The organism is Eremococcus coleocola ACS-139-V-Col8 (assembly GCF_000183205.1).
GTDB classification, from domain to species: Bacteria; Bacillota; Bacilli; order Lactobacillales; family Aerococcaceae; genus Eremococcus; species Eremococcus coleocola.
Map to the genome: position 1 here is coordinate 427,217 of NZ_AENN01000015.1, position 22,545 is coordinate 449,761.

General features: G+C 41.4%; 21 protein-coding genes and 1 pseudogene. 4 read left to right on the top strand and 18 right to left on the bottom strand.

The features are described from left to right. Positions 1 to 147 precede the first annotated feature (147 nt). Both HMPREF9257_RS05730 and HMPREF9257_RS05735 read left to right on the top strand, forming a co-directional pair. On the top strand, positions 148 to 849 hold the full coding sequence (locus tag HMPREF9257_RS05730; RefSeq protein WP_006418404.1) for an ABC transporter ATP-binding protein: 702 nt from the start codon (positions 148 to 150) through the stop codon (positions 847 to 849). A 13-nt stretch (positions 850 to 862) separates the two neighbouring features. Then, positions 863 to 4,300: an ABC transporter permease gene (locus tag HMPREF9257_RS05735; protein WP_006418517.1), complete on the top strand. Its 3,438-nt coding sequence runs from the start codon at positions 863 to 865 to the stop codon at positions 4,298 to 4,300. A gap of 421 nt (positions 4,301 to 4,721) precedes the next feature. Here HMPREF9257_RS05735 and HMPREF9257_RS05740 read toward each other — a convergent pair whose 3' ends face one another. The 7 genes and pseudogenes from HMPREF9257_RS05740 to HMPREF9257_RS05770 all read right to left on the bottom strand — a co-directional run bounded on the left by HMPREF9257_RS05740 (position 4,722) and on the right by HMPREF9257_RS05770 (position 10,327). Beyond that, a complete protein-coding gene (locus HMPREF9257_RS05740) occupies positions 4,722 to 5,957 on the bottom strand; it encodes a metallophosphoesterase (RefSeq protein WP_176686277.1) in 1,236 nt (411 codons plus the stop codon). Positions 5,958 to 6,139: 182 nt separating this feature from the next. Continuing rightward, positions 6,140 to 7,204, bottom strand: a complete 1,065-nt coding sequence (locus HMPREF9257_RS05745; RefSeq protein ID WP_006418297.1) for a hypothetical protein — start codon at positions 7,202 to 7,204, stop codon at positions 6,140 to 6,142. A gap of 24 nt (positions 7,205 to 7,228) precedes the next feature. Further along, entirely contained in the window at positions 7,229 to 7,588 is a 360-nt protein-coding gene (locus HMPREF9257_RS05750) for a DUF1304 domain-containing protein (RefSeq protein WP_006418414.1), read from the bottom strand. A 19-nt stretch (positions 7,589 to 7,607) separates the two neighbouring features. After that, positions 7,608 to 8,018 carry a peptide deformylase gene (locus HMPREF9257_RS05755; protein WP_006418585.1) on the bottom strand — a complete coding sequence of 137 codons (411 nt, stop codon included), beginning with the start codon at positions 8,016 to 8,018 and terminating at the stop codon, positions 7,608 to 7,610. 24 nt (positions 8,019 to 8,042) lie between these two features. Further along, on the bottom strand, positions 8,043 to 9,173 hold the full coding sequence (hemW, locus tag HMPREF9257_RS05760) for a radical SAM family heme chaperone HemW (protein ID WP_006418211.1): 1,131 nt from the start codon (positions 9,171 to 9,173) through the stop codon (positions 8,043 to 8,045). A 106-nt stretch (positions 9,174 to 9,279) separates the two neighbouring features. Beyond that, positions 9,280 to 9,462, bottom strand: a pseudogene (locus HMPREF9257_RS05765) (diguanylate cyclase); the annotation flags it as partial. Between the two features lie 352 nt (positions 9,463 to 9,814). After that, positions 9,815 to 10,327 (bottom strand): DNA-deoxyinosine glycosylase, encoded by a 513-nt coding sequence (locus HMPREF9257_RS05770; RefSeq protein WP_006418532.1) that lies wholly within the window; start codon positions 10,325 to 10,327, stop codon positions 9,815 to 9,817. Positions 10,328 to 10,529: 202 nt separating this feature from the next. Here HMPREF9257_RS05770 and HMPREF9257_RS05775 point away from each other — a divergent pair, with 202 nt between their 5' ends. Then, a complete protein-coding gene (locus tag HMPREF9257_RS05775; RefSeq protein WP_006418233.1) occupies positions 10,530 to 10,961 on the top strand; it encodes a MarR family winged helix-turn-helix transcriptional regulator in 432 nt (143 codons plus the stop codon). A 690-nt stretch (positions 10,962 to 11,651) separates the two neighbouring features. Here the strand turns inward: HMPREF9257_RS05775 and HMPREF9257_RS05780 are convergent. The 11 genes from HMPREF9257_RS05780 to HMPREF9257_RS05825 form a co-directional block, all read right to left on the bottom strand. Further along, positions 11,652 to 11,837 carry a DUF4298 domain-containing protein gene (locus HMPREF9257_RS05780; protein ID WP_006418374.1) on the bottom strand — a complete coding sequence of 62 codons (186 nt, stop codon included), beginning with the start codon at positions 11,835 to 11,837 and terminating at the stop codon, positions 11,652 to 11,654. Positions 11,838 to 12,143: 306 nt separating this feature from the next. Continuing rightward, positions 12,144 to 13,061, bottom strand: coding sequence for a ZinT/AdcA family metal-binding protein (locus HMPREF9257_RS09660; RefSeq protein ID WP_006418157.1), 918 nt, complete (start codon positions 13,059 to 13,061; stop codon positions 12,144 to 12,146). Between the two features lie 120 nt (positions 13,062 to 13,181). After that, positions 13,182 to 14,009, bottom strand: a complete 828-nt coding sequence (locus tag HMPREF9257_RS08785; protein ID WP_006418495.1) for a pneumococcal-type histidine triad protein — start codon at positions 14,007 to 14,009, stop codon at positions 13,182 to 13,184. Between the two features lie 14 nt (positions 14,010 to 14,023). After that, positions 14,024 to 14,941 (bottom strand): metal ABC transporter solute-binding protein, Zn/Mn family, encoded by a 918-nt coding sequence (locus HMPREF9257_RS05795; protein WP_006418458.1) that lies wholly within the window; start codon positions 14,939 to 14,941, stop codon positions 14,024 to 14,026. Positions 14,942 to 15,156: 215 nt separating this feature from the next. Beyond that, positions 15,157 to 15,333 carry a hypothetical protein gene (locus HMPREF9257_RS09445; RefSeq protein ID WP_006418350.1) on the bottom strand — a complete coding sequence of 59 codons (177 nt, stop codon included), beginning with the start codon at positions 15,331 to 15,333 and terminating at the stop codon, positions 15,157 to 15,159. Then, a complete protein-coding gene (locus HMPREF9257_RS09450; RefSeq protein WP_006418353.1) occupies positions 15,326 to 15,628 on the bottom strand; it encodes an alpha-amylase family glycosyl hydrolase in 303 nt (100 codons plus the stop codon). The genes HMPREF9257_RS09445 and HMPREF9257_RS09450 overlap by 8 nt, the downstream gene beginning before the upstream one ends. Before the next feature lie 85 nt (positions 15,629 to 15,713). Continuing rightward, positions 15,714 to 16,928: a LysM peptidoglycan-binding domain-containing protein gene (locus HMPREF9257_RS05805; protein ID WP_006418214.1), complete on the bottom strand. Its 1,215-nt coding sequence runs from the start codon at positions 16,926 to 16,928 to the stop codon at positions 15,714 to 15,716. 182 nt (positions 16,929 to 17,110) lie between these two features. Next, complete coding sequence (locus tag HMPREF9257_RS05810; protein ID WP_006418450.1) at positions 17,111 to 17,878, bottom strand: glycosyltransferase family 2 protein; 768 nt, start codon at positions 17,876 to 17,878, stop codon at positions 17,111 to 17,113. 320 nt (positions 17,879 to 18,198) lie between these two features. Further along, positions 18,199 to 19,278: a YveK family protein gene (locus tag HMPREF9257_RS05815; RefSeq protein WP_006418535.1), complete on the bottom strand. Its 1,080-nt coding sequence runs from the start codon at positions 19,276 to 19,278 to the stop codon at positions 18,199 to 18,201. A 3-nt stretch (positions 19,279 to 19,281) separates the two neighbouring features. Further along, on the bottom strand, positions 19,282 to 20,571 hold the full coding sequence (locus HMPREF9257_RS05820; protein ID WP_006418293.1) for an O-antigen ligase family protein: 1,290 nt from the start codon (positions 20,569 to 20,571) through the stop codon (positions 19,282 to 19,284). A gap of 198 nt (positions 20,572 to 20,769) precedes the next feature. Then, positions 20,770 to 21,609: a metallophosphoesterase family protein gene (locus HMPREF9257_RS05825; RefSeq protein WP_006418572.1), complete on the bottom strand. Its 840-nt coding sequence runs from the start codon at positions 21,607 to 21,609 to the stop codon at positions 20,770 to 20,772. 160 nt (positions 21,610 to 21,769) lie between these two features. Here HMPREF9257_RS05825 and HMPREF9257_RS05830 point away from each other — a divergent pair, with 160 nt between their 5' ends. Then, entirely contained in the window at positions 21,770 to 22,444 is a 675-nt protein-coding gene (locus tag HMPREF9257_RS05830; RefSeq protein ID WP_006418165.1) for a ribonuclease H1 domain-containing protein, read from the top strand. Positions 22,445 to 22,545: the final 101 nt, after the last annotated feature.

Sequence of the window (22,545 nt, forward strand, 5' to 3'; positions counted from 1 at the left end):
TTGTCGCTTGTAATTTTCTCCAGTTTATTATAAAGTACTAGCAGACAAAAATCAACACGTTGTCTATTTAGTTAATTTTAAGCAGGGTCACCATGGTGACCACTTAATAATATTTGACGACGTTAAAGAAAAGGAGTTCAAGAAATTATGGCTTATATAGAAATGAAACACAGCTACAAACGCTATCAATCAGGCGAATCTGAAATCATCGCCAATAATGATATTTCATTTGAAATTGAACAAGGAGAACTTGTCATCATCTTAGGCGCTTCAGGGGCTGGCAAGTCAACCGTCCTAAATATCTTAGGTGGGATGGATTCCAATGATGAGGGTGACGTCATTATTGACGGCAAAAATATTGCCCAATTTAACAATAAGGAACTCACCTACTACCGGCGCGACGATGTCGGCTTTGTCTTCCAATTTTATAACTTGGTGCCAAACCTAACCGCCAAAGAAAACGTGGAATTGGCTTCTGAAATTGTTAAAGATGCCCAAGATGCCACTCAAGCTCTTGAATCTGTGGGTCTTGGTCACCGACTCAATAATTTCCCGGCCCAACTATCTGGGGGCGAACAACAACGGGTTTCCATTGCCCGGGCCATCGCCAAGAAACCTAAGCTTTTATTATGTGATGAGCCTACCGGTGCCCTAGACTACCAAACGGGTAAACAAGTCTTACAAATCCTACAAACCATGTCCCGTCAGGATAATGCAACCGTCATAATCGTAACCCATAATTCAGCCTTAGCCCCCATCGCTGATCGGGTCATCCGCATGCATGATGCCAAAATCAAATCGGTTGAACTCAACCCTCATCCTCAAGACATCGCCAGTCTAGAATACTAGGAAGGTGGTTATGGTGAACAAAAAACAACTTAATAAAGAAATCTTCCGATCTCTTAAGGGCTCCCTAGGCCGTTTTTTCTCTATTCTTTTCTTAATGGCTCTGGGTGCCTTTGCCCTGGTTGGCTTAAAGGTGTCTGGTCCCGATATCGACCATTCAGCCTCCAGCTACTATGACAAATACCATACTTTTGATTTGGCAGTCATGTCCGATTACGGCCTAGATCAAAGTGACCAAGATAAATTAAACCAGCTCAAAGACCAAGCCAAGGTAGAGTTTGCTTACTTTGCTGATGTGGTCATTAAAGACACACCTAAATCCATGCGGGTTTTCTCAAACACTAAAGATATTTCCCAATTTGAATTGGTCCAAGGCGACTTTCCTAGCGCAAGTGATGAGATTGCCTTAGGATCAAGCTGGCAAGACCAATACAAGCTGGGGGACCAAATCGAATTAGAGGAAAACCAAAGCGGTCTAAACCTAGACTTGTCGATTGATCAGGACGAATATGAAGCAGACAAAGAATCGGAAGCTAAAGACCAAGTCCTCAAAAAACATCGCTTCACCATTACCGGCTTCGTCAATTCTTCTGAAATTATTTCAACCGGAGCCATGGGATCTTCTAATTCCGGATCCGGGACTTTAGCCGGCTATGCCGTGGTAACTCCAGAAACTTTTGATATGGATGTCTACACTATCGCTCGCATTGCTTATAATGACCTCCGTGACCTAGAAGCTTACTCCGATGACTACACTGACCGCTTAGCCCAACATCAAACTGACCTAGACAAATTAATCGAAGGCTCAGGTCAAGCGCGCTTAGCAGATATTAAGGCCGATGCTCAGGAAAAAATCGATGACGGCCAGGCCGATATTGATCAAGCTAAAGAAGATATAAAAGAAGCCGAGCAAAAACTTAAAGATGGTCAAAAAGAAATCAACAACAACCAAAAGAAACTCGATGACGGTCAAAAAGAAATTGCCGACAAGGACCAAGAAATCCAAAGTGCTAGCCAGAAATTAGAAGATGGCCGCAGTCAGTTAGCTGCGTCTAAAAGTCAACTTGATGCCGCTGCCGACCAAATCAACCAAGGCTATGCCCAATTAGAACCAGAAAAGGCTAAACTCGATGAGGTCGCCGCTCAATTAGCCGGTCCGCAAGCACAGTTAGATCAAGCCAAAGCTGATTTAGATTCTAGTATGTCACAATTAGACCAAGCCCAAGCTCAGATTGATGAAGGCCAGGCTCAGTTGGATGCCCTAGCAAGCCAACTCCAAGAGCAAGGGATTGACCCAGCGACTTCGCCAGATTATCAAGCTGGCCAAACTAATCTAGACTCTCAAAAACAAACATTGGCAGCTGGTCAAGCCCAATATGAAGCTGGATTAGCCCAATACCAAGAACAAAAAGCTTTATTTGGCCAAGAAAGTGCCCCTTATCAAGAGGGCTTGGCCCAATACCAAGCCGCCAAGGCCAAGTTAGATGCCAGCTTAGCTGAATATAATTCAGGTTTAGCCAAGTATAACCAAGGTTTAGCTGACTTCCAAAGTCAAGAAGCTAAATTCAAAGAAGGTCAAGCTAAATTGCAAGCAGCTAAGGATGAGCTGGCTACAAACCAAAAGAAATTAGATGATGCCAAAGATGAATTGGCTGAAAATAAAGCGACTTTTGCTGACGAAAAAGCCAAAGCTAATAAGGATATCAAGAATGCCGAAGACGACTTAGCCCAAGCACGTGATAATATTGAGGATTTGGCCGAACCCGCTTATACCTCTTATACCCGCAGGACCCTGCCTGGTTCCGATGGCTATGTCAAAGTTTACACCGCTTCGCATGGGATTTCCCAAGTGGGTAATCTATTTCCAGTTGTCCTCTACCTGGTTGCTGCTTTAGTTACAGTCACGACCATGACCCGGTTTGTTACCGAAGAAAGAACCAATGCCGGTGTGCTTAAAGCCTTAGGCTACCAAAACAAGGATGTTTATAAGAAATTTACCGTTTATGGTTTTACCGCTGGTATGCTAGGAACCCTTATTGGGGTCTTTGCTGGGATGTATTTACTCCCTTATCTTTTGGACAAAACCTTAATGGCAGACACCACCCTGCCCGCTTTATCCATGCCTTTCCACTGGACAATTACCTTATTTGCTCTAGTCTGCACGATTCTAGTATCAGTTTTACCACCCCTATATATTGCCCACAAGGAGCTGAAAGAAACTGCTTCACAATTACTATTACCTAAACCACCTTCTAAAGGCTCAAAAATCCTCTTAGAAAAAATTCCATTTATTTGGAACCGGCTCTCCTTCACCCATAAGGTAACGGCCCGTAACCTCTTCCGCTATAAACAAAGAGGCTTGATGACGATTTTTGGGGTGGCGGGATCAGTCGCCCTCCTCTTCTCAGGCCTTGGTATGCAGTCCTCCCTCTCCACCATGGGTCAACGGCAATTTGGCGATATTATTAAATACGATGCCATTGTCGCCCTACAAGATGATATTAATGAATCTGACCAAGCTGATTTAGACCAAGCCTTAGCTTCAGATACCATCAAGCAAAAAGAGGCTATTTATACCGAAAACTTCAGCAAGGAAATTAAAGAGGTTGAAGACAAGCAAAGCATCACTTTGATGGCCATCGATAATGATTCCTTCGCCCCATATATTCACTTGGCTAACCGCAAGGATGCGACAGACACCGCCTTGAAAGTGACCGATGACGGTGCCATCATTAATGAAAAATTAGCCAAGCTCATGAAATTAAAAGTTGGCGATAAATTTACTATTGAAGATAATTTAAATAATTCTTATGAAATTAAGATTGCTGGTATTAGCGAGATGTACGCCGGTCACTTCATTTACATGAATAAAGGCTACTATGAAAAGGTCTTCGGAAAAGATTTTGCCCAAAATGCCTACCTCATGACTTTTAACGATTCTTCTGCTGATAATGTCCAAGAAGAAACAGCAGATTTCATGCGCTTAGATGCAGTCAAAGCTGTGGTACAAAACACCTCGGCCATCTCCCTAGTGAATTCAATTGTAAATTCCTTGAATACTGTTATGAATGTCTTAACCATTGCCGCCTCCTTGTTGGCCATTGTTATCCTTTATAACTTAACCAACATTAATGTCAGCGAACGGATTCGCGAACTGTCCACCATCAAGGTTTTGGGCTTCCTCAACCAGGAAGTCACCCTATATATTTACCGCGAAACGATAGTACTTTCCTTAATCGGGATTGCGGTCGGTATGCTGGGTGGGAAGGTCCTCCACCGGATTATTTTAGAAACCGTAGCGCCTGACAACATGATGTTCAGTCAACACGTTTCGACCTTTATCCATTTGTTTCCAGTGGTCTTGATCATACTAATACTGATTGCCTTAGCATTCATGGTCAACCATATCTTAAAACGGGTGGATATGTTAGAAGCTTTGAAATCAGTAGATTAATGCTCTATTAGAAATCCCCGGGTGACTTGCCCCGGGGATTCTGCTTATTTAAGAATATGAAAACACTTCTAGCCTTAGATGGCTGGAGGTGTTTTTTCTTTATTGGGCTGATTTGGGATGTGGACTTGCAAAGATTTGATTTTTAGCAAGTCCCACGCCATCTTTGTTGCGAAGAACTTGTTCTTGGTAACTCTAGTCAAAAATTAGTGCAAAGAATCAGTTCTTGGCAAGTCTTACTCTAATTTAGTTACGAAGATTCGCTTTTTCACACCACTAAACCAAAAAACGGTGCCTAACCTTAATCCTTCGCACTACCAAACCACAAAACAGTACCAAACCCCAATCCTTCGCACCACCCTCCAATTCATAATAAAGAAAAACGACGGGCCAAGCCCGTCACTTCTTAATATCAAAATTATAATTACCAATCCACCTGCAAATACTTATTATCCTTATCCGCTTCCTTCAAAATCATCTGTGGGTACTGGGTTAAGAAGAAGGCCTTGGTTTCCGCTAAGTAGGGTTCATACTTAGCATAGTCTGCCGCTAATTCATCTTTATGTTCGGACACGGTACCAGCAAAAAAGTATTGGTTGAGGCGGCCGATAAAGGCCACAATTTCATCCTTTGGCGCCTGGTCCGACAAATAATTGTCAGTATAAACTGACTCAGCCAACTTAACCCGGTTAGCTGCTTGATACACTTGTTCAATATAAACCGGATAATTCAACAAATCATTATCAGTCTGTCCGCTAGCTTGGGCCCAGTCCGCCACATCTAAGACCTGACTGTCATAGGTCAAGCCTTGATCATCCATGACAATATGGCCTACTGAATTAGGATACACCGCAAAAGATCCTGTCGCAACATCATAGCGATCAAGTCCAGAAGCGGTCGTCCGGCGACCGATATTCTGGGCATGAATATGACCGCAAAAAGTCACCGCCATATGATAACGGTCTAATAATTGTTCTAAATCGGCCCAATTATCAATTGCGAAGGTCCCCTCAAAGCCTTTAAAATGGTTAAAAGCATTATGGTGGAGGACAAAAATCACATGCCGACCATCGGCTTGGGCTTGCGCTAATTCTTGGTCAAGCCAAGCCATAGTTGTTTCACTAATTCGCCCGCCGGCTTGGGGAGGATTGGTATTTTCTTGACCTTCATAAATATTCGAATCTACCATAAAAAGTCTATTTTTCTGGTCTAAGTCTACCGTATAGGAACGAGACTGTGGATCCTTACTTAGAGCTGTCTTATAGCCAAAATCAGCCATTAAACTTTCGAAATCCTCTGGCATTATTTGAGCAGTTTTAAACAGGTCATCTTTAGTAAATCCACGCGCCCAACCATTGGCTAGATCATGATTACCTGGCATGGTATAAACCGGCACCCCTAAATCCTCAATCCGTTTAAAAACTACCGCCAAATCTTTTATGGAAGCTAATTCCCCATTAAAAGTTAAGTCACCTGAAACAATGAGACCATCGGGCTTAGGCTCAGCCTGGTCAATAGCATAAACGAGGGCTTCTAAACGGTCAGCTGAATGATAAATCTCTAAACCAGCTGCAGTATCTTGCATATATTGAATCTTGTCACCTACCTCATAAAGGGTCGGCGATAGATGATGAATATCTGTAACTAACCATAAATTCAAGGACTTTCCTTCTTCCTCGGCCGCGATTTGGCCAAACGTAATTAATCCAAACAAAAATATGGTGATCAAGGCGACAAAAAATAATTTACCAAAAAATTTTTCATAAAACTCCATTCTAATCCTAAAAATTAAACAGCCACCTATAAAATTAGGCAGCTGAAGTAATTTAAAAAGCAAGTCCATCATGATTTTTGATAGGCAGCTAATAATAACTGGGTTACTTGAACTAGCCTTTCATCCACTTGGTCTTTCCTGATTAATTCATCTAAGTCGCTCAAGTAAGTCTTGATTAAATATCCGGGTAACTGCTTTAACAAAGCTTGATAATTTTCTAATAAGACTAGAGCTTGGTAACGGATTGAATCAGGTAAATTTCTTGCTAAGACTCGGCTCAGGGCGTCAAAGCCCACTTGGTCATTGCCGGCCCGGTAGGCTAAGTCAGCCACATCGAAGTCCAATAAGTAGTCAAAAACCGGCTGGTCTCCATCAGCTAACTGGCTAGGACGTGGTAACCCGATAATAGGCTTTAATAAATAATAGGCTAGAACCCAGTATCCTTCTTCTTTAAGGGTGTGGGCAGCATAATAAATGTGTTGGATCTGATCAGGGCTTTGATCAAATGCCAATAAATTAGCCAAAACGCCGTCAGATTCAGACGCTGAATGTTGATGATTTCTAGTTTCACTTGGCCGGCTGGATAGATTGAGGTCTTCCCAATCTTGTCTTTGAGCTAATTCTTTTGGAATTTCAACCTGCTTATATAGTTTTAAGTCGCCGGCTAATTTTTTCCAGGATATGCCTTTATTGGCATCAGTGGTTTGTAAAACTATGCCCTGCCATTGGAAGCGACCATCATTTTTGAAAATTAAGGGTTCTAAATATTCAGGCCCATCTTGGTCGGTCACTAATACCTTATAAAAATCGGCCGTCAACTCGCCCAAATCAGCCTGACCAACTAACCAACGTTGTCCATCTAAGCGGATCAAATAATCGCCTAAGCCTTGGGCATAGGCCAAGGCTTGGTTTTGGTTGTGGGTCCAGGAAACCCAGGCATCTTGGTGGTAGTGGCCTGGCAATCCTTTTTCCTTAAAAAATCCTTGAATGGCAGCTGCCTGGTCTTGGTCCCCAGAGGAATCAGACACCACATAGGTTGCCAAGTCAAAATGATCCAAAATATGTTGTAAATACAGGTCTAAATGGGTGAGTTTGGTCCTTAGGACGAGTAATAAAACCAATTTTTCGGTCATGACTTGACTCCTTTCTCAATAGGGCTAAAAAATAAAAGATAAAATCAAAGTAATAATAGCTAAACCACCTTGTTTAAATAAGATAGCTGGTTGGCTAGTGGCGCCACCATGGGCGGCAACTGCAATAATATAGACCAGTAAAGTCCGTAGCCAGAATAAGTCAGGGTGGATAAAGCTGGCAACTAAAATCAAGACAGCTAACAGTCCATTGTAAACCCCTTGGTTTTTAAATAAGGTGGTCACAGAGGAACGGCTTAATTCAGCTTGATCCATATTAAACACCCGACTGGTCGCGTCTGACTGAGTGGCGAACGTTTCTAAGTACATAATATAAAAGAATTCTAAGGCTACTAGCGTAGCGAATATTTTAATGATAATTGACATGTGTTTTCTCTTTTATATTTTAAATGAGGATTCCGGCTAAATGATCCATTTCATGTTGGATAACTTGGGCCAAGGGTCCTTGGAAACGACGATTTTTGGGATGAAAGTGTTCATCTAAGTATTGAACTTGAATTTCTTGATAACGTTGGGTAGGTTTTTGACCAGTGTGGGACAAACACCCTTCCTGGGTCTGATAAGGTTTAGCTTGAGACGTAATTTCCGGATTAACCATAACTAGGTCTAGCGGCCCCATGGCTACAATGATGATAGCCTTGTTGATCCCAATCATATTGGCAGCCATACCCACACAATGATGGCGGTGAGCCTTTAGGGTGTCTTTTAAGTCTTGAATCACGGCTTGGTCTTCCTTGGTCGCTGGCTTAGCCTTCTGACTCAGGAAAAAATTATCGGTCACTATTTCTTTAATCATGACGATCCTTTCTATCTGCCGCGGTTAGAGAATATCTAGGTAGAACTGGTTCCCGACATCCAAACCATAATCGGTAAAGTAAATATGATCCCCCTCGATTTGAATCACCTTGTACTTCAAGTGTTTTTCCAGCGCATCCTTATATTTTTCCTTGAAATCAATGCCAAACCGTTGGTTAATAACCGAAATATCAAAACCTTTACGCAAGCGCATATTGAGCATGATAAATTCTTTTTCCCGTTCTTCTAGGTCCATCATTTCTGAACTTTCAACGGGCATCTGCCCTTGGTCAATGGCGGCAAAATAATCTTTAAAACGACGGGTATTGGTAAAGCGGCGTAAGTCAATATTAGACGAGGCCCCCATCCCGACACCCAAGTAATTTTCAAGTTGCCAATATTTTTTATTATGCCGGCTTTCTTTACCATCCCGGGCAAAGGAAGAAATCTCATATTGGTTAAAGCCAGCTTGACTTAGGCGGTCCTGAATATTGTGGTACATGTCGCGGTCGGTTTTTTCATCGAAGAGTTTAATCCGACCAGCCTTGAGCCAGCGTTGGAAGTTGGTATTATCCTTAATCATCAGTGAATAATAAGAAATATGGTTGGGATTGAGTTCGATAGCTTGGTCAATATCCCTATTCAGGATATCCATATCTTGGCGGGGATTATTGAACATAAGATCAATCGAGACATTATCGCAACCTAAGTCGCGGAGTAAATGGAATTTATCAATGGCCGTTTGCCGTGAATGGAGGCGACCCATAATTTGCAAAACCTTGGGGTCAAAGGATTGGACTCCCATGGAAAAGCGGTTAAAACCCTTGGCCTGGTAGGTCTTGATTTTTTCTTCAGTGACAGATTCAGGATTCATCTCGATTGAAACTTCGCAATCATCGGTTACCTTGAATGTGGCATAAATCCCGTCCATAATTTTGGCCATCAAGTCTGCCTCCAAGTGGGAGGGAGTCCCCCCGCCAAAATAAATAGTATCCAAAATGTAGTCCCGGTCTTGGTAAAGTTGCATTTCTTTAATTAAATAATCCACATATTGGGGAATAACATCATCTTGGTCTTCAAAAGTCAAGAAGTCACAATAATGACAGAGCTTTTGGCAAAAAGGAATATGTACGTAGAGGCCAATCGTTTCAGCCATGGATTTCACCTAATTTCTTTGGGTTTAGCAAGGTCTACGCCAAGCTCATTAGATTCATTATATCATTTTTGCAATGGCAAACTAATATTTTTTGAACTTAAGAATTTTCTAGAGCTGCGGCTAAGGTTTGCTTAGCGGCTTCATAATCTGAAGCCATTAAAACTGTGGTTGGATGACTGTCCGCCACCTTACCTGAAGCAAGGGTTCCACCAAAGGTTGTATTGAAGGCTTTGACCACCTTAGTTTCTGGCAAAGCAGCTTGTAATTCTGCAGCGGCTGAGCTATCAGCAAAAATAAAAGCCCCAGTCCAGATAATTCAATAGTAAAACCCCAAAACAATCACTATAAACAAGAGGTAAGTCAGACTTATCTTGGAGCCACAAGCTTTGGTCTTTTTGAACAAGAAAAAAACATTAACAAAATACAAATAACACCTAAGATTTTTTCGCAGATATTTAAAATGGGAGCTACTTCCACCATCTTCATAATTGAATTAGAAAACAAGCAAAGCATTGGCAGGACCATATAGGCTAGCTATTGGAGGAAAAATAATAAGAGTCCAGACCACCAAAAAACCCAATACTGATCATGATAGATTTCCAAAGGCGCACCATAATATTCCTCCATTTTTTGAAGTTATTTTAAACTAAGTAATCAAGCAGCTTTTGCCAAGCAGTCACCAGGTCTTCTAAGCGATAACGGGCATTGGCAGGACTGGTCGACGGTACTTGCTGAGCAGGGATGCCGGTTTCCTTAGCCTGGTATTTTTGATAAGTTTTGTAGGACAGGCTTCCATTACAAAAAACTGCCTGAATGGTCGATTCCTGAATTATTTTATTCAAATCTGAAGGGACGACATTTTGAATCGAGGCATCGGCTGACCCAATGATGTCACATTGGTAAATCGAATCATAGACTGCCAAGTGGTGGTCCAGGAGAAATGCTTTACGCTCTGGAATTTCCCGGCTCAAGTCAACCTCAAAGAGAGCCTCCATTAAGGGCCAAAACCGGTTTTGTGGATGGCCATAAAAAAAGCCATATTCCCGAGTTTTAACCGAGGGAAAAGACCCTAAGATGAGAACTTTTGACTCATGATTATAAACCGGATCGAGGGGATGAATAATCGTCTGATAGTCATCATTTGCCTGGATCATAACTATACTCCTATTCTTTAAGCAAAAAAATTATTTAAATAAATGTCACCATTATTATAGTTAATCCTGACCGAGGATTAAAGTCCAAATCCAGTTGATTCAGAAGATCAGTATATTTTTCATATAATTATCATTCAAATGCTTGCAATAATGTTGTTAATTAGCTATAATTAATTTCGAAATCGAAATAAGGAGGGGTGAGATGTCTCGTACCCACGATGCTTTGGATGCCTTCATTGGAATCAAACGCACCAATGAAATGCTTAATCAAGCAGTTCGTAAAGATGTTGCGCAGCATGGACTTAAGGTCAATGAATTTGCAGTTTTAGAGTTGCTTTACCACAAAGGGCCCCAAGTGACCCAAGATATCAAAGAAAAAATCTTAGTTGCTAATTCATCCACCACATATATTATAGATAAGCTGTGTGAAAAAGGTCTTACCTATCGCCAAGCTTGGGATCAGGATAAGCGTGTGATTTATACCCACCTTACGCCCAAGGGCCATGACCTAATTGTATCAATTTTCCCCAGCCATCAAGAGATGATTACCAACCTGTTCACTCATTTAAGTGATCAAGAAATCCAGACTCTTAAACTTTTACTCAAAAAAATGAATGGCTATCATCTTACCTAGTCAGCCTATTTGCTTGTCCCGCTTATGCTGGTCAGCAAATAGGTTTACTTTTTTAGAGATAATTCGAAAACGAAATAATTTTAAGCTAAAGAAAGAGGAATACCTATGTCACCCTTACTTGGAATCCACCACGTGACTGCTATTACCAATTAGGCCAAACGCAATTATGACTTCATCACCCAGTTTTTAGGCATGCGGCTGGTCAAAAAATCTGTAAACCAAGATGATATTCAAACTTACCATACCTTCTTTGCCTATGTGAAGCTCAGCCTGGCACGGACCTGACCTTCTTCGACTTTCCTGGAGTACCGGCAGGAGGAAAAGGAACCAATACTATTTCTCGGATTGGTTTACGAGTCTCTAATAATGCCGCTTTAAGCTATTACGCCGACCGTTTTGACCACTTCGACATTAACCATGGGCCAATTTATGATTTTAATGGCCACAAGGTCATGGATTTTTCCGAGTCAGATGGTCAGGATTATCGTTTATATTCAGATGAACACAATTTTATATCAAAGCTATGTTATGTCAACAAGGAAAATGCTCTAATATGAATTAGAATTTCGATAAGATTTTTTATCCACTATCATCCGATTGCCTAAATTGCAGAGGCGCTGATCTAGTTCTGCTTGAACAACAATCAGGTTATAAATACTATCTTCTGCCAAAACCCCGTGAGCCTGACCCTTAAACTTGTCCGTATGGTTGGAATCTTCCACATCTTATTAAGTAATCAAGACTATCATAATAGGCTAGTAAGGCTTCATAGTCAGATCGATTAGCCTCAAACTGGTCTAGGGGTGATTCCAATGCTTGTAAAACCCTTTGAGATTTATTTAATATTTTTTCATATTCAGCAACATGCTCGGACATAAAATCCCACCTTTTTTATTAGCTTACCCTTATTCTACTCTGTCTCACGTCAAAGCATAATTTATAATCCTAGACACAAAAAAAGCCACCTTAGGAGTAAGTGGCTTTATTTTGGTTTGTCTTTTAAACAAATTCAAAGGAGAGTGGGGACTCATCAGCGCTAATCTATAGTTTTCGCATAATCAATCTGCCTCCGCACAAGATATTAGAAAGACTCCGTCGCAAAGCAACACAAGTTTTCCCAACCAGCCCTTGCGGTTAAACTATTTAAGGCTTGTCCTGTTGGAAAACAAGCAGAACCAGAAATTAGTGGTTCATTTGGTCAGCGAAGATTTCATCGCCATCCCAGTCAGCTGGGTAATAAGTTGGCCAGTTGTCCATTTCTTCTAATAATTTTTCATGGTCGTCGTTAGAGAAGAAGATATGGAAATGTTCAACATGGTCACTTGGCGCGATGTTGTGGTCTGAGAATTGTACTGACATTGGAGCGGCTTCGTCGCCATCAGTCTTAGTGAATAAATAACGTACACCACGGTTACCTTTTTCATAGTCTAGAATCTTGTAACCTTCGTATTTGTATGTACCAGTGGCTTCTTCATCACCTTTGACAAAAGTTATTTGGTCGCCTTCGATATTAATATGGTCTACATCAGTTTCATAACCCACTTGGTAATATTCTTTATATTCTTCAGCGGTCATCTTAGCACCTTCAGCAGAAGCTTTTTTATCCATGACTGGATCTAAAGTGCCGTCTTCTAAGAAAGGTAAAACAGATTGCCATTCACCTGCATATTCTTCTAAAGAACGGTCTTTAACATCGGCATCATCAAAGTAACCTGCATAGATATCTTTTTGTTTATCATATGCTTCAGCCAATTCAGGATGTTCTTCAATATTTTTGTCAGCGGCAGCCACTTGTTCTTCAGTTAAGTCAGCGGCTTTAATTTTATGGAAGTGGTCACCATGGGCCATGATGTACATATCGTCTTCTTTTTTGACAACTTTTGAAGCGTCAAATTCGAATTCATGGTCATGATCATGGTGATGGTGATGTTCTTCTTCACCTTCATGGTCGTGATCGTGGTCTTCTTCGCCTTCGTGGTCATGGTCTTCCATTTCAGAAGATTCTTCCGCTAAGACAAAAGCAGTTTGGGGTACAAAACTATATAAAGCACCAGTAAATAAGGAACCAAGTAATAGTGCTGATACTAGGGATTTCTTCATAAAATATATTTCCTCCTAAAACGTAATAATTACATTCTACTTAAATTTCAAAAATTGTCAAGACTTTTTAAGCAATAAATTGTAATTAATACTATTTATTTAAAAGGTCTTGACTTTATACTAATTTTTATTTAAATCAACCAGATTGTCAGCATCCTGACCAGCTTCTAGACTGAGGCCATAATGGTCATCACCATCTTTGACTACCGAACCCCCGTCCACTTCATAAACGGATTCAGCCTGGTCATCCTCTAACAATAAACGTTTATCAAACTTAGCATCTTTGGGTGCTTCTTTCGGGAAGACAACCACTTGGTCCCCCATCAGTGTCGCAAAGCCATCCCGGTATAAATAAACCACCGTATAATCCTTGCCTAGGTTACTTTCTTTAAGATAGTCAGCCGGCATGAGTTTATTTTCAAAGCTGATTTTAGCATCTTCTTTAAGCCCTAAGTCGGCCTTCAATTGATAAATAGCCGTTGCATCTTGGGGATGAAGTCCGTAGGATTGTAAGGTAATTTCATCCTTGGTCCGCAGGTTTTTAGCTTGGCTTGGATCTTCATAGTAGAGATAGCACTTGTCGTCGATGGTGACGATATAGCCGCCTTCGACTTCAGTATAGACATCGGCTTGGTCGAATTGGTAGTCCTCCGGTGCTAACAAGCTATCAGCATAAATTCCTTCATAAGGCGGCTTACCATCATAAGTATGATAGTGGTCACCATGAGAGGTCACATAGCCTTCTTCTGAGATCCGGACAATCACTTGTTCTTGGGCTAGACCTTCGGCTTGGTCTACCTGTGCTTGTTCATCGCCTTCTCCGTTGGATTGATCTTGGCTCTCAGACGTGGACTCATCGATATAGTTAATCTCAGCCTGAACTGCTGGGGTGGATAGCCCCAAACTGATAAAACCAACTAAGGTCAAGGTCGTCAATGATTTTTTCATCGGAAAAATTCCTCCTATTTACTTAAGACATCTGATAGAACTTTCAATTGGGCTTCCATATTTTCTAAGAAGGTTAGGTCATTTTGAGGGTCAGACTCGAGCGGGCTCATTTCAACCACATCGACCCCTGTATTTTGGGCGACCACTTGCGACACCTTATTGGAAATATTAGGTTCTACAAAAATCGTTTTTACATTGTTTTCTTTAACAAATTGAATAACTTCATTTAATTGACGGGCAGAGGGTTCTTGGTCTGAGGAAATACCTGATATACCCAATTGTTTTAAGCCAAAGCGTTCAGCTAAATAATAGAAGGCCGTATGTTGGGTCACGAAGGTTTTTAACTTAGCCTTGTCAAAAATTGGTGTATACTTGTCCACCAAGGCTTGAGCCTTATCTTGGAAGGCCTTAGCGTTGGTTTGGTAATGGTCGGCATTATCTGGGTCAATTTTGGCTAATTGGTCCGCAATCACTTGGGCTTCTCGACCTGCTTCAATTGGATCTAACCAAGAATGTGGATCATATAAATTAGATTCATCTTTACCTTCCATGACCTCCATATCTTCAAGGCCCGGTACCTTCTTGAGTTCTAAGTCTTCGGTGGCTTGAATCATTTGCACCTTATGGTCACCCTTGTTGGCTTCCAAATTTTTGGTCCAAGATTCTAGCGATTTAGAATTGTAGATAAAAATGTCGGCGTTATAGATAGCTTTAATATCTGCGGCAGATGGTTCAAAATCATGGATTCCCTTGCCTGAATTAATCATTTTCACTTCATGCAAGTCCCCCACAATTTCAGAGGTAATAGCATACATAGGATAGAAAGACGTAACAATATTTAAGTCTTTCGCTTGGGATTGCACTCGGTTCAAAGGTAGGATGGTTGCGAGAGTCATTAAGACTGCTAGTACGAGTCGATTTATTTTTTTCATAGTCTGCTCCTTTTATTAAAAGTTAGCACTCGCTGTGCGAGTGCTTCATCTTTAAAATCGTAACAATTACTGTTTTAAATGTCAATTGCTTGGTGAGAATTTCTGTAAAAATCATGGAGTAACTGTGCGGGTGTTTCTGCTGGAGAGATGGTGCAAAGATTTGGTTTTTGACTTGCCAAGAGTTGATTCTTCGCAACTATATATAATACTTACCGTCAATGGATTTTATCCGTATTGGCATCCACAGGTTCTTTCCATATCATCCCTTTGAAGCGGTCTAAAATCTCTGGATCGGTAATTGAACCGTCGACCCCGTCGACACCATAGCCAACATGGTTTAAGACCACATTCACCATAATGGCAATGCCTCGGTCAGCCGCTTCGTCAATCAAGGGTCTTGAGTTCTGCTTCGGTATCTAAGTTTGGACTGATTTTTTCAAAATCGCTGGCCCAATAGCCATGGTAAGCATAGAACTCATCCCCAGCTGGTGAAGATATAGATTGGTTAATATTTTGTACGATTGGGGTTAACCAAATAGTTGTAACGCCTAAATCGGCCAAGTAATCTAAATTCTCAGTCACCCCTTTAAAGTCGCCCCCATAAGAAAGACCTTTAGGGTTTTGAGGATTTTCTGCTTGGTGGGAATTATTGGATGAATCCCCATCTTTAAAGGGGTCGGTCACCATGAGGCAGCCGCTACCTAACCGACAGCATAAAAAAAGAGATTGGGCAAAGCCCAATCTCTTCAAATTTACTGGTTAATAATTTTTGCTAATAGAATGACACATGGACATGGTCATAATGGTTGGCGGTGACTGAGCCACGGTCTTCCATTAGTTCCCAAGCGCCTCCGGTCCAATCACCATAAATTTGTTGTTTCCAAATAACATAAGAAACATCTTGGCCAACACGGCTAATTGCATACTGAGCCACTTGGTCACCTAAAGCTGAACTTTCAGGCACCATAAAGTCAACGGCCTTACCTTGACCATGATCACCGGGGTCTCCTGGACGGTAGGTTGAGAATGATGTAATACCATAAATACTTGCGACTTCATTCATAAAAGCAGCAGCTTGTGGTTGTAAACCAGATGTATCAAGATTAGCATCATAGGCCGGTTCTGCTGGTGTTTCTGGTTCAGTCGTTTCAGTTTCGGCTGGGACCACTTCTTCTGGAGTTTCAGTTTCAGCGGGTGCAACTTCTTCTTCACTCACTTCTGACTCAGCGGGAACAAGAGCATCTTCAATGGCTTGAGATTCGTCAGGAGTAGTTGCTTCTTCGCTCGTTTCTGCTTCAATCGGTTCAACGACTTCGTCAATAACAAGTGCTTGATCCGACCCGTCCGCTTCAACCTCAGCAGCAGCATTTTCACCCTCTTCAGTAACTTCCGCCACATCAAGTTCAGCTTGATCATTTTCAGCTGCACTTGCTTCAGCTTCAGTCGGTGCCACCCATTCATCAACTGGGTCGACGATTGCTTGAGTCTCTGCCACTTCTTGGCTAGCTTCATCTGGAGCAACCCATTCTTGGACAGGCTCTATTAGGTTGCCGCCCGCTTGGTCGCTTTCATTGACATCCAAGTCATAGCTTTGACCATTAAACGTCACTTCTTGGTCTTCCAGGTTTACTTCCGCAACTTGATCGGCACTTCCATCTTCTTGTGGAGCCGTAATCGTCACAGATTCAGCTTCTTGGTCGGCATTATAAGATGTCTCCAATTGAGTCCCTGGAAAAATTAGGTCAGCGTCAACAATATCATTTACTTGAGCTAAGACCGCTACATCAAAGTCCATCGCTTCAGCAATGACAGAAAGTGTATCCCCATATTGAATGGTATAAGTTAAGCCATGATTATTATCGCTGACTAAGTCAGCAACTACTTGGTCCACTGTACGTGCTTGCCAATCTAAGGCAAGAGTTGGTGCCATGGGTGACATCAAAATTGCAAGTGAGGAAACCATTATTATTTTTTTCTTTAAATTCATATATATCTCCCTTGTTTTTCTTGATAGAAAATACTTTAGCATATTTTTTCCTAAAAAATAGTCTAATTCCACCTTTTTAAAGAGAGCGGCATTAGACTGTAATAGTGATGTAATAATGAAATAAAAGTTACCTCACAATGACTACTTCTGTAATTTTGCTGTCATTTAAGTTGAAGGATAACTTAGATACGGCGGGCAACCGCATTAAAGACATAACAGGTAAAATAATAAATTGCTTTAGGTAAGGGTAGCTTTTCAAGATTATAATAAGTATTCCAGGTACGTTTTAGAGCCCCTAGCTTATTAGAAGAAATAGACCCTTCGACTTTACGATAGTGATTTAAGACCCTATCTAGGCCATATGCCTTAATCCCCCGTGTCCGCATCAATATCAACCAGGTTGCGGTATCTTGTCCCTTACGGACCAAAGGCATCTGAAAATCCCCAACGATGGTTCGATCAATCATCACGGTTGAACAAGCAATGGCTGTATTTTTGAGTAAATCCGTATAGGATAATTGTTTAGGTAGTTTGATCCTTTCCTTGGTAATCTGACCATCCTGACTCATTTGGGCAAAATTCGTATAAGTAAAAGCCAATTTTTCATGTTCCATAAAGGCCAACTGCTCGGCTAATTTATTAGGTGACCAGACATCGTCTGAATCGATAAAAGCAATGTATTGACCTTGGGCAGCCTCAAGTCCCCTGTTACGTGCTACTGCGGCGCCAGAATTTTCTTCCAAATTAATGAGGCGAATCCGGGAATCATATTGATATGATTCAATGATTTCTTGCGACCGATCCTGACTACAGTCATTAACCAATAAATATTCAAAATGCGGGTAAGTCTGACCCAGGACGGATTGGATGGTTTCATCCAAAAAGGCCTCAGCATTGTAGACAGGGGTAATAATTGAAATGAACATACTTTTATAATATGCCTTATCCATGATAAGACCTCCTTTACTCTGATTCATATACTTCTCCTTTGCTAAAAAGAAAGACAATTTCGCATAGGTAAGACATGACACACCTATTGTAAAGGCTTTCTTTGTTTTTTTCCAATAAAATTAATTTATGGACCCTATTAGTTTTTCCTATACTGGTCTAGGGCTATATATAAAAAGAGAGCAGGTATGAAGCAGAATCGCATGATTTCCGCTTCATATAACCGCTCCCTATCATCAACTAAATGTACCGACTAGGTCAAACTAGCTCCTAGATTAAGGATTAACCTAAATAATGGCTAGTCCTTTTTGACAAGAAAAATTTATACCACTTGAATAATCCTTAATGGCTTACGATACAAGGCAGCTAATTCTTTTTGAGCTTTATACCAAGCTTTAGACGTTTGATTAGAATAAATCAAAATGACAATCTCATCAATCTCTTCTAAGGAAGCTTGATCGGTCACTAAGTCATTCACCACTTGGGTGGTTTCGTTAAGGACTTGGATTTTTTCCGTTTCCAAATTATTATCGCCCTGGGTCACAACTAAATGACGGTGACCATAAGGAATGGCTAAGATACCTAACAAACGGTCAACTAAGGGACTAGCTTGTCCCTTATCTTTTGCGGCTACAAGGATTTGACGATCATGGAAGTCCCAGGCATAGTCAAAAGCATAAACAATTTGCTTCCGCATCAACTGCCGGATAAAAAGAATCAAAATCGTTAAGAAAATCCCTACCACAAAGCCTGCCACCCCATAAACTCCAAACATTACCGGCGAGGTATGACCATAAGGGCTCAAGGCTGTAGCTGTTTCAACTTCAGGCGTTAATTTAGGATCCAATAATTCACCAATTTGAGGCTCAGTAATCATAGTGATGGCCTGTTTATCGCCAAAGGGTTTATCTTCAGATTCTAATAAGTCAGCATAGGCTTGAGCAACTTTGAGATTTTCGTTCGGGTCTGGTGACACGACAAAACGAAAAGTTATGGCACTAGATGAAGTATCCCGGATTCCAGCAATACCTCCCCGGAACTCACTAGACTTCCGTAATTCCAAGTCTTTTTCTGCTTGCAGCATTTTAGAAATAGGAACCTGGGTCTTTGCTTCGATTTTCTTGACCACTGCTTCAGAGGTAAAATACTGGTCAAAAACATAAGAGTTATTAAAAACCGACCCATCATCAATAGTAACAATGGCTTGAAATTCAGCCGGTTCGCTCTGATAAACTTGCTCTAGGTAGTTATAGGCTACCTGGTTTTTATTAAGAATCAAGTGATCTAAGGCAAACCGTACTCCAACAGCTAGGCCGGCAAAGACTAGAGCGCCCAAGATAATCCGAAATAGATTATCCTTTAAAAAACGCCACAATTCTGCTAATAAGGTGGTGATACTCATTGATTACTCCTCACTTTCAATAGGGGTGATGCCACCCGCTTGTTCACTTAATTTGATATAGGCTAAGATAAAGGCAAAATAAACCCAGTGCCATTCAATCAACATATTCGAGGCTGATGTCACCAGAGCTACAGAAAAAGCAATAAGAAAGGCAAGGAGGCTATGGTGGATAATCCTATGGGAATTCCACTGTTTAGTTCGAGTTTGCCATAAGGACCGGATCATCAAAAGATACAAGCTGACATAGCCCGCAAAAACCAGGGGTCCATAGGTCACTAAGATTTCAACCCACCAATTATGCATATTCACAATAACTTCTGTATTGAGAAATCCAAACTCAACCATCCAAGACTCCACTTGACCTGCACCCACCCCCAGACCCAGGGTCTGGCCAAGGAAAATAAAACCATTCCGCCATAAATTGATGCGGACACCGTCCGCTGAGATGTCGCCGACCCCTCCTAGATAAATCAGGGCAGACACTTTTTCACGCAGGGGGGGAAGTGCAAAAATTGTAATCATACCTAGCACTAGACCAACCAAGCAAACTTTAAGCAATTTTTTGCCATTCAAATCCCATTTTAAGAAAGATAAACCATATACAATAAAGAAGAGAGCCACGGTAATTAAAGCCATCCGCGACTGGGTCCGGTAAATTAGGTAAACATTCAAAAGGCTTAAGCCATGATAGAACAAGGAAATCCACTGGCTTTTGGACCGGGCAGCCCAAATCAGGTTTAAGGGGAAATAGGCTAAGAGAAGAACTCCAAAATCATTCTGGTTCTCAAAGGTTGTAATCGGCATCCGGGTTAGAGGCTGACTAGCAAAGGTCCCGTTCTTATCCAGTTTAGCCATATTTGCTAGAAAATAATGGTTGGTGAGGATTTCAAAAAAGCCCCAAACTAAGAGAAGAGTCAACATAATCCAAATGACCCGGGCCAAGCGATACCAATCCTGCATCGAATTGACATAGATATAAAGGGACCAAATTGCAATGACCCCCAAGGTCAAAAGGAACATGGCCTGGATATAGGTCTTAAAGTTGATGATCCAAAAGACCGTCATCAAAGCCCAGAGCCACCAAATACTATAAACGGCTAAACCATAAGTGGCAGTTGAAGACGAGACTATTTTTAATTTTTGACTACCCCGCTTTAAATGGATGAGGGTTAAGGGAATCATACCTAGGGCGAGAACCCGGTAAAGAGTCAGTTGAGCTAAGGGTGTCGAAATGGCCAATACTTTTGACCCTAGAAATACCGAAGCGACCATCAACATAAGATACCAAATCATTGTCTTCCCCCTTCCATCAAATAATTCTGCCTTATTATACCAAAAGCAAGCACAAAAGCATAGACTTGCTAAAAATGAGCGGGGTAAAGGTAAATTATAGCTGATTTCTATTTAGTGATAAAAGCTGAGCCCAATTGCGAGCTCAGCTTAGACCTTCTACTTTATAGGGTATAAATGATTACACCGAGTATTTTTTCCTCAATAAATTATATCCTCCCAGTCAAACTCAAGATTCCGGTTATGCAGTCCCTGGAAACCGCGGTCAACTAAGTTAAAGTAAGCCATATTGGCACCCAACCAAGTACCTTTTTGACGGTCCGTCTCATCTAAGTTATATGAAGAAATCGACACCTGGCCATCACTGATTTCCAATTCACGGACACAAGGCTGGTCTAAGACGGCCGCTAATTGAATATAGGTCCACTGCCCTTCATGAACAATCGAATCTGCATGCACATGGCCACAGAGATACAAGCTCGGCTTAAGATGCTGGTCCAAAATTTCCTTCAGCCCAACTTGCGGAACCACCGACGCTTTTTCGGTATTGGAAAACAGAGTCGTATTATAAAGTGGATGGTGGCCGAAGACAATTAAATGCTTATCACGATGATTGTTTAATAAATTCTCTAACCAAGTCAATTGGTCCTGGTCAAGGTAACCCGACCAATCAAAGAAGTCTTTTTCCCGGCTGGTGTCTAAGAAAATTAATAAATAATCATCAACTTCAATTGCCCGGTAAAGTGGCTGGGCCAGAAATTCTTCTAGCTGGGCCTTGGTTAAACTATAGGCATCGTGGTTGCCCACAGTTAAAAGAAAGTGGTCCACTGCCTGGTGTTTTCGCAAGAGATCGTATACTCCCTGCCATTCACATAGGTCACCGGTATTGGTCAAGTCCCCCAAGGAAATATAATAATCCGCCTCAACTTCAAACAATTTCTCAAAAAATTTAGCAAAATAGATGTCCCGCTTAGCTTCAAAATCTGCTAACTGTAAATAATTCTTAGAATAGTGTAGGTCTCCAAATAGTCTTAAACGCATAACAAAACCCTTTCATAATTACTTGTTTATAGTATACAAAAGCTTTGTAAATTAATTATCAATTCTATGTAAAGTTGACGGATTTTTTGTTAGAGATAGTCAGGTCTGTAAATTCTATGTAAATATGATAAGATAAGGCAGATATCAAAGGAGGAAGGTCATGGCGAAACAAAAATACTATGCCGTTCGTAAGGGGCGGCAACCCGGCATCTACCGGACCTGGGCCGACTGTCAAAAACAAACCTCAGGTTTCCCTGGGGCGGTCTTTAAATCATTCCCTAGTCAAGCCGAGGCAGAAGCTTTTCTGCAAGGGGGGATTTCGAGTGTGGCCCCCCAGCCCCATTCTGCCGCCCGCAAAAATAAAAATAAACTTAATCAGTCAATTCAAAATCAAATCGACCAACTAAGACCCGGGCAAGCAGTGGTTTTTGTCGATGGATCCTTTACCAATCATGATGGCCGCCCCCGCTATGGTTATGGTGGGCTGATTTTCTTGCCCCAGCAGGCCCCCCATCAACTTTGCCAAGGCTTCAGCCCCGACCAATACATTGACGCCCGCAATGTGGCGGGGGAAATCCGTGGGATTATGGCCGCTATTGACTATTTGTTAGACCAAGCGGTAACGACAGCTTTTATTTATTACGATTACCAAGGCATTGAAGCTTGGGCGACTGGTGCTTGGTCCGCCAAAAAACCGATTTCCCAACTCTATGTAAACTTTCTTCAAGAGCGACAAGGCCGCATCAACTTACACTTCTGCCATGTCGACTCTCATACCGGAGTCGAATATAACGAAGTCGTCGACCGTCTGGCCAAAAAATCATTGGGCTTGTAGGTTAGATACTTTAAAAAGCTAGATTGTGTGCCTTGGGAGACTTCAATGCACAAGAATACTGAATTATGTGCATTGAAGAAGTTTAATGCACACTACCACAA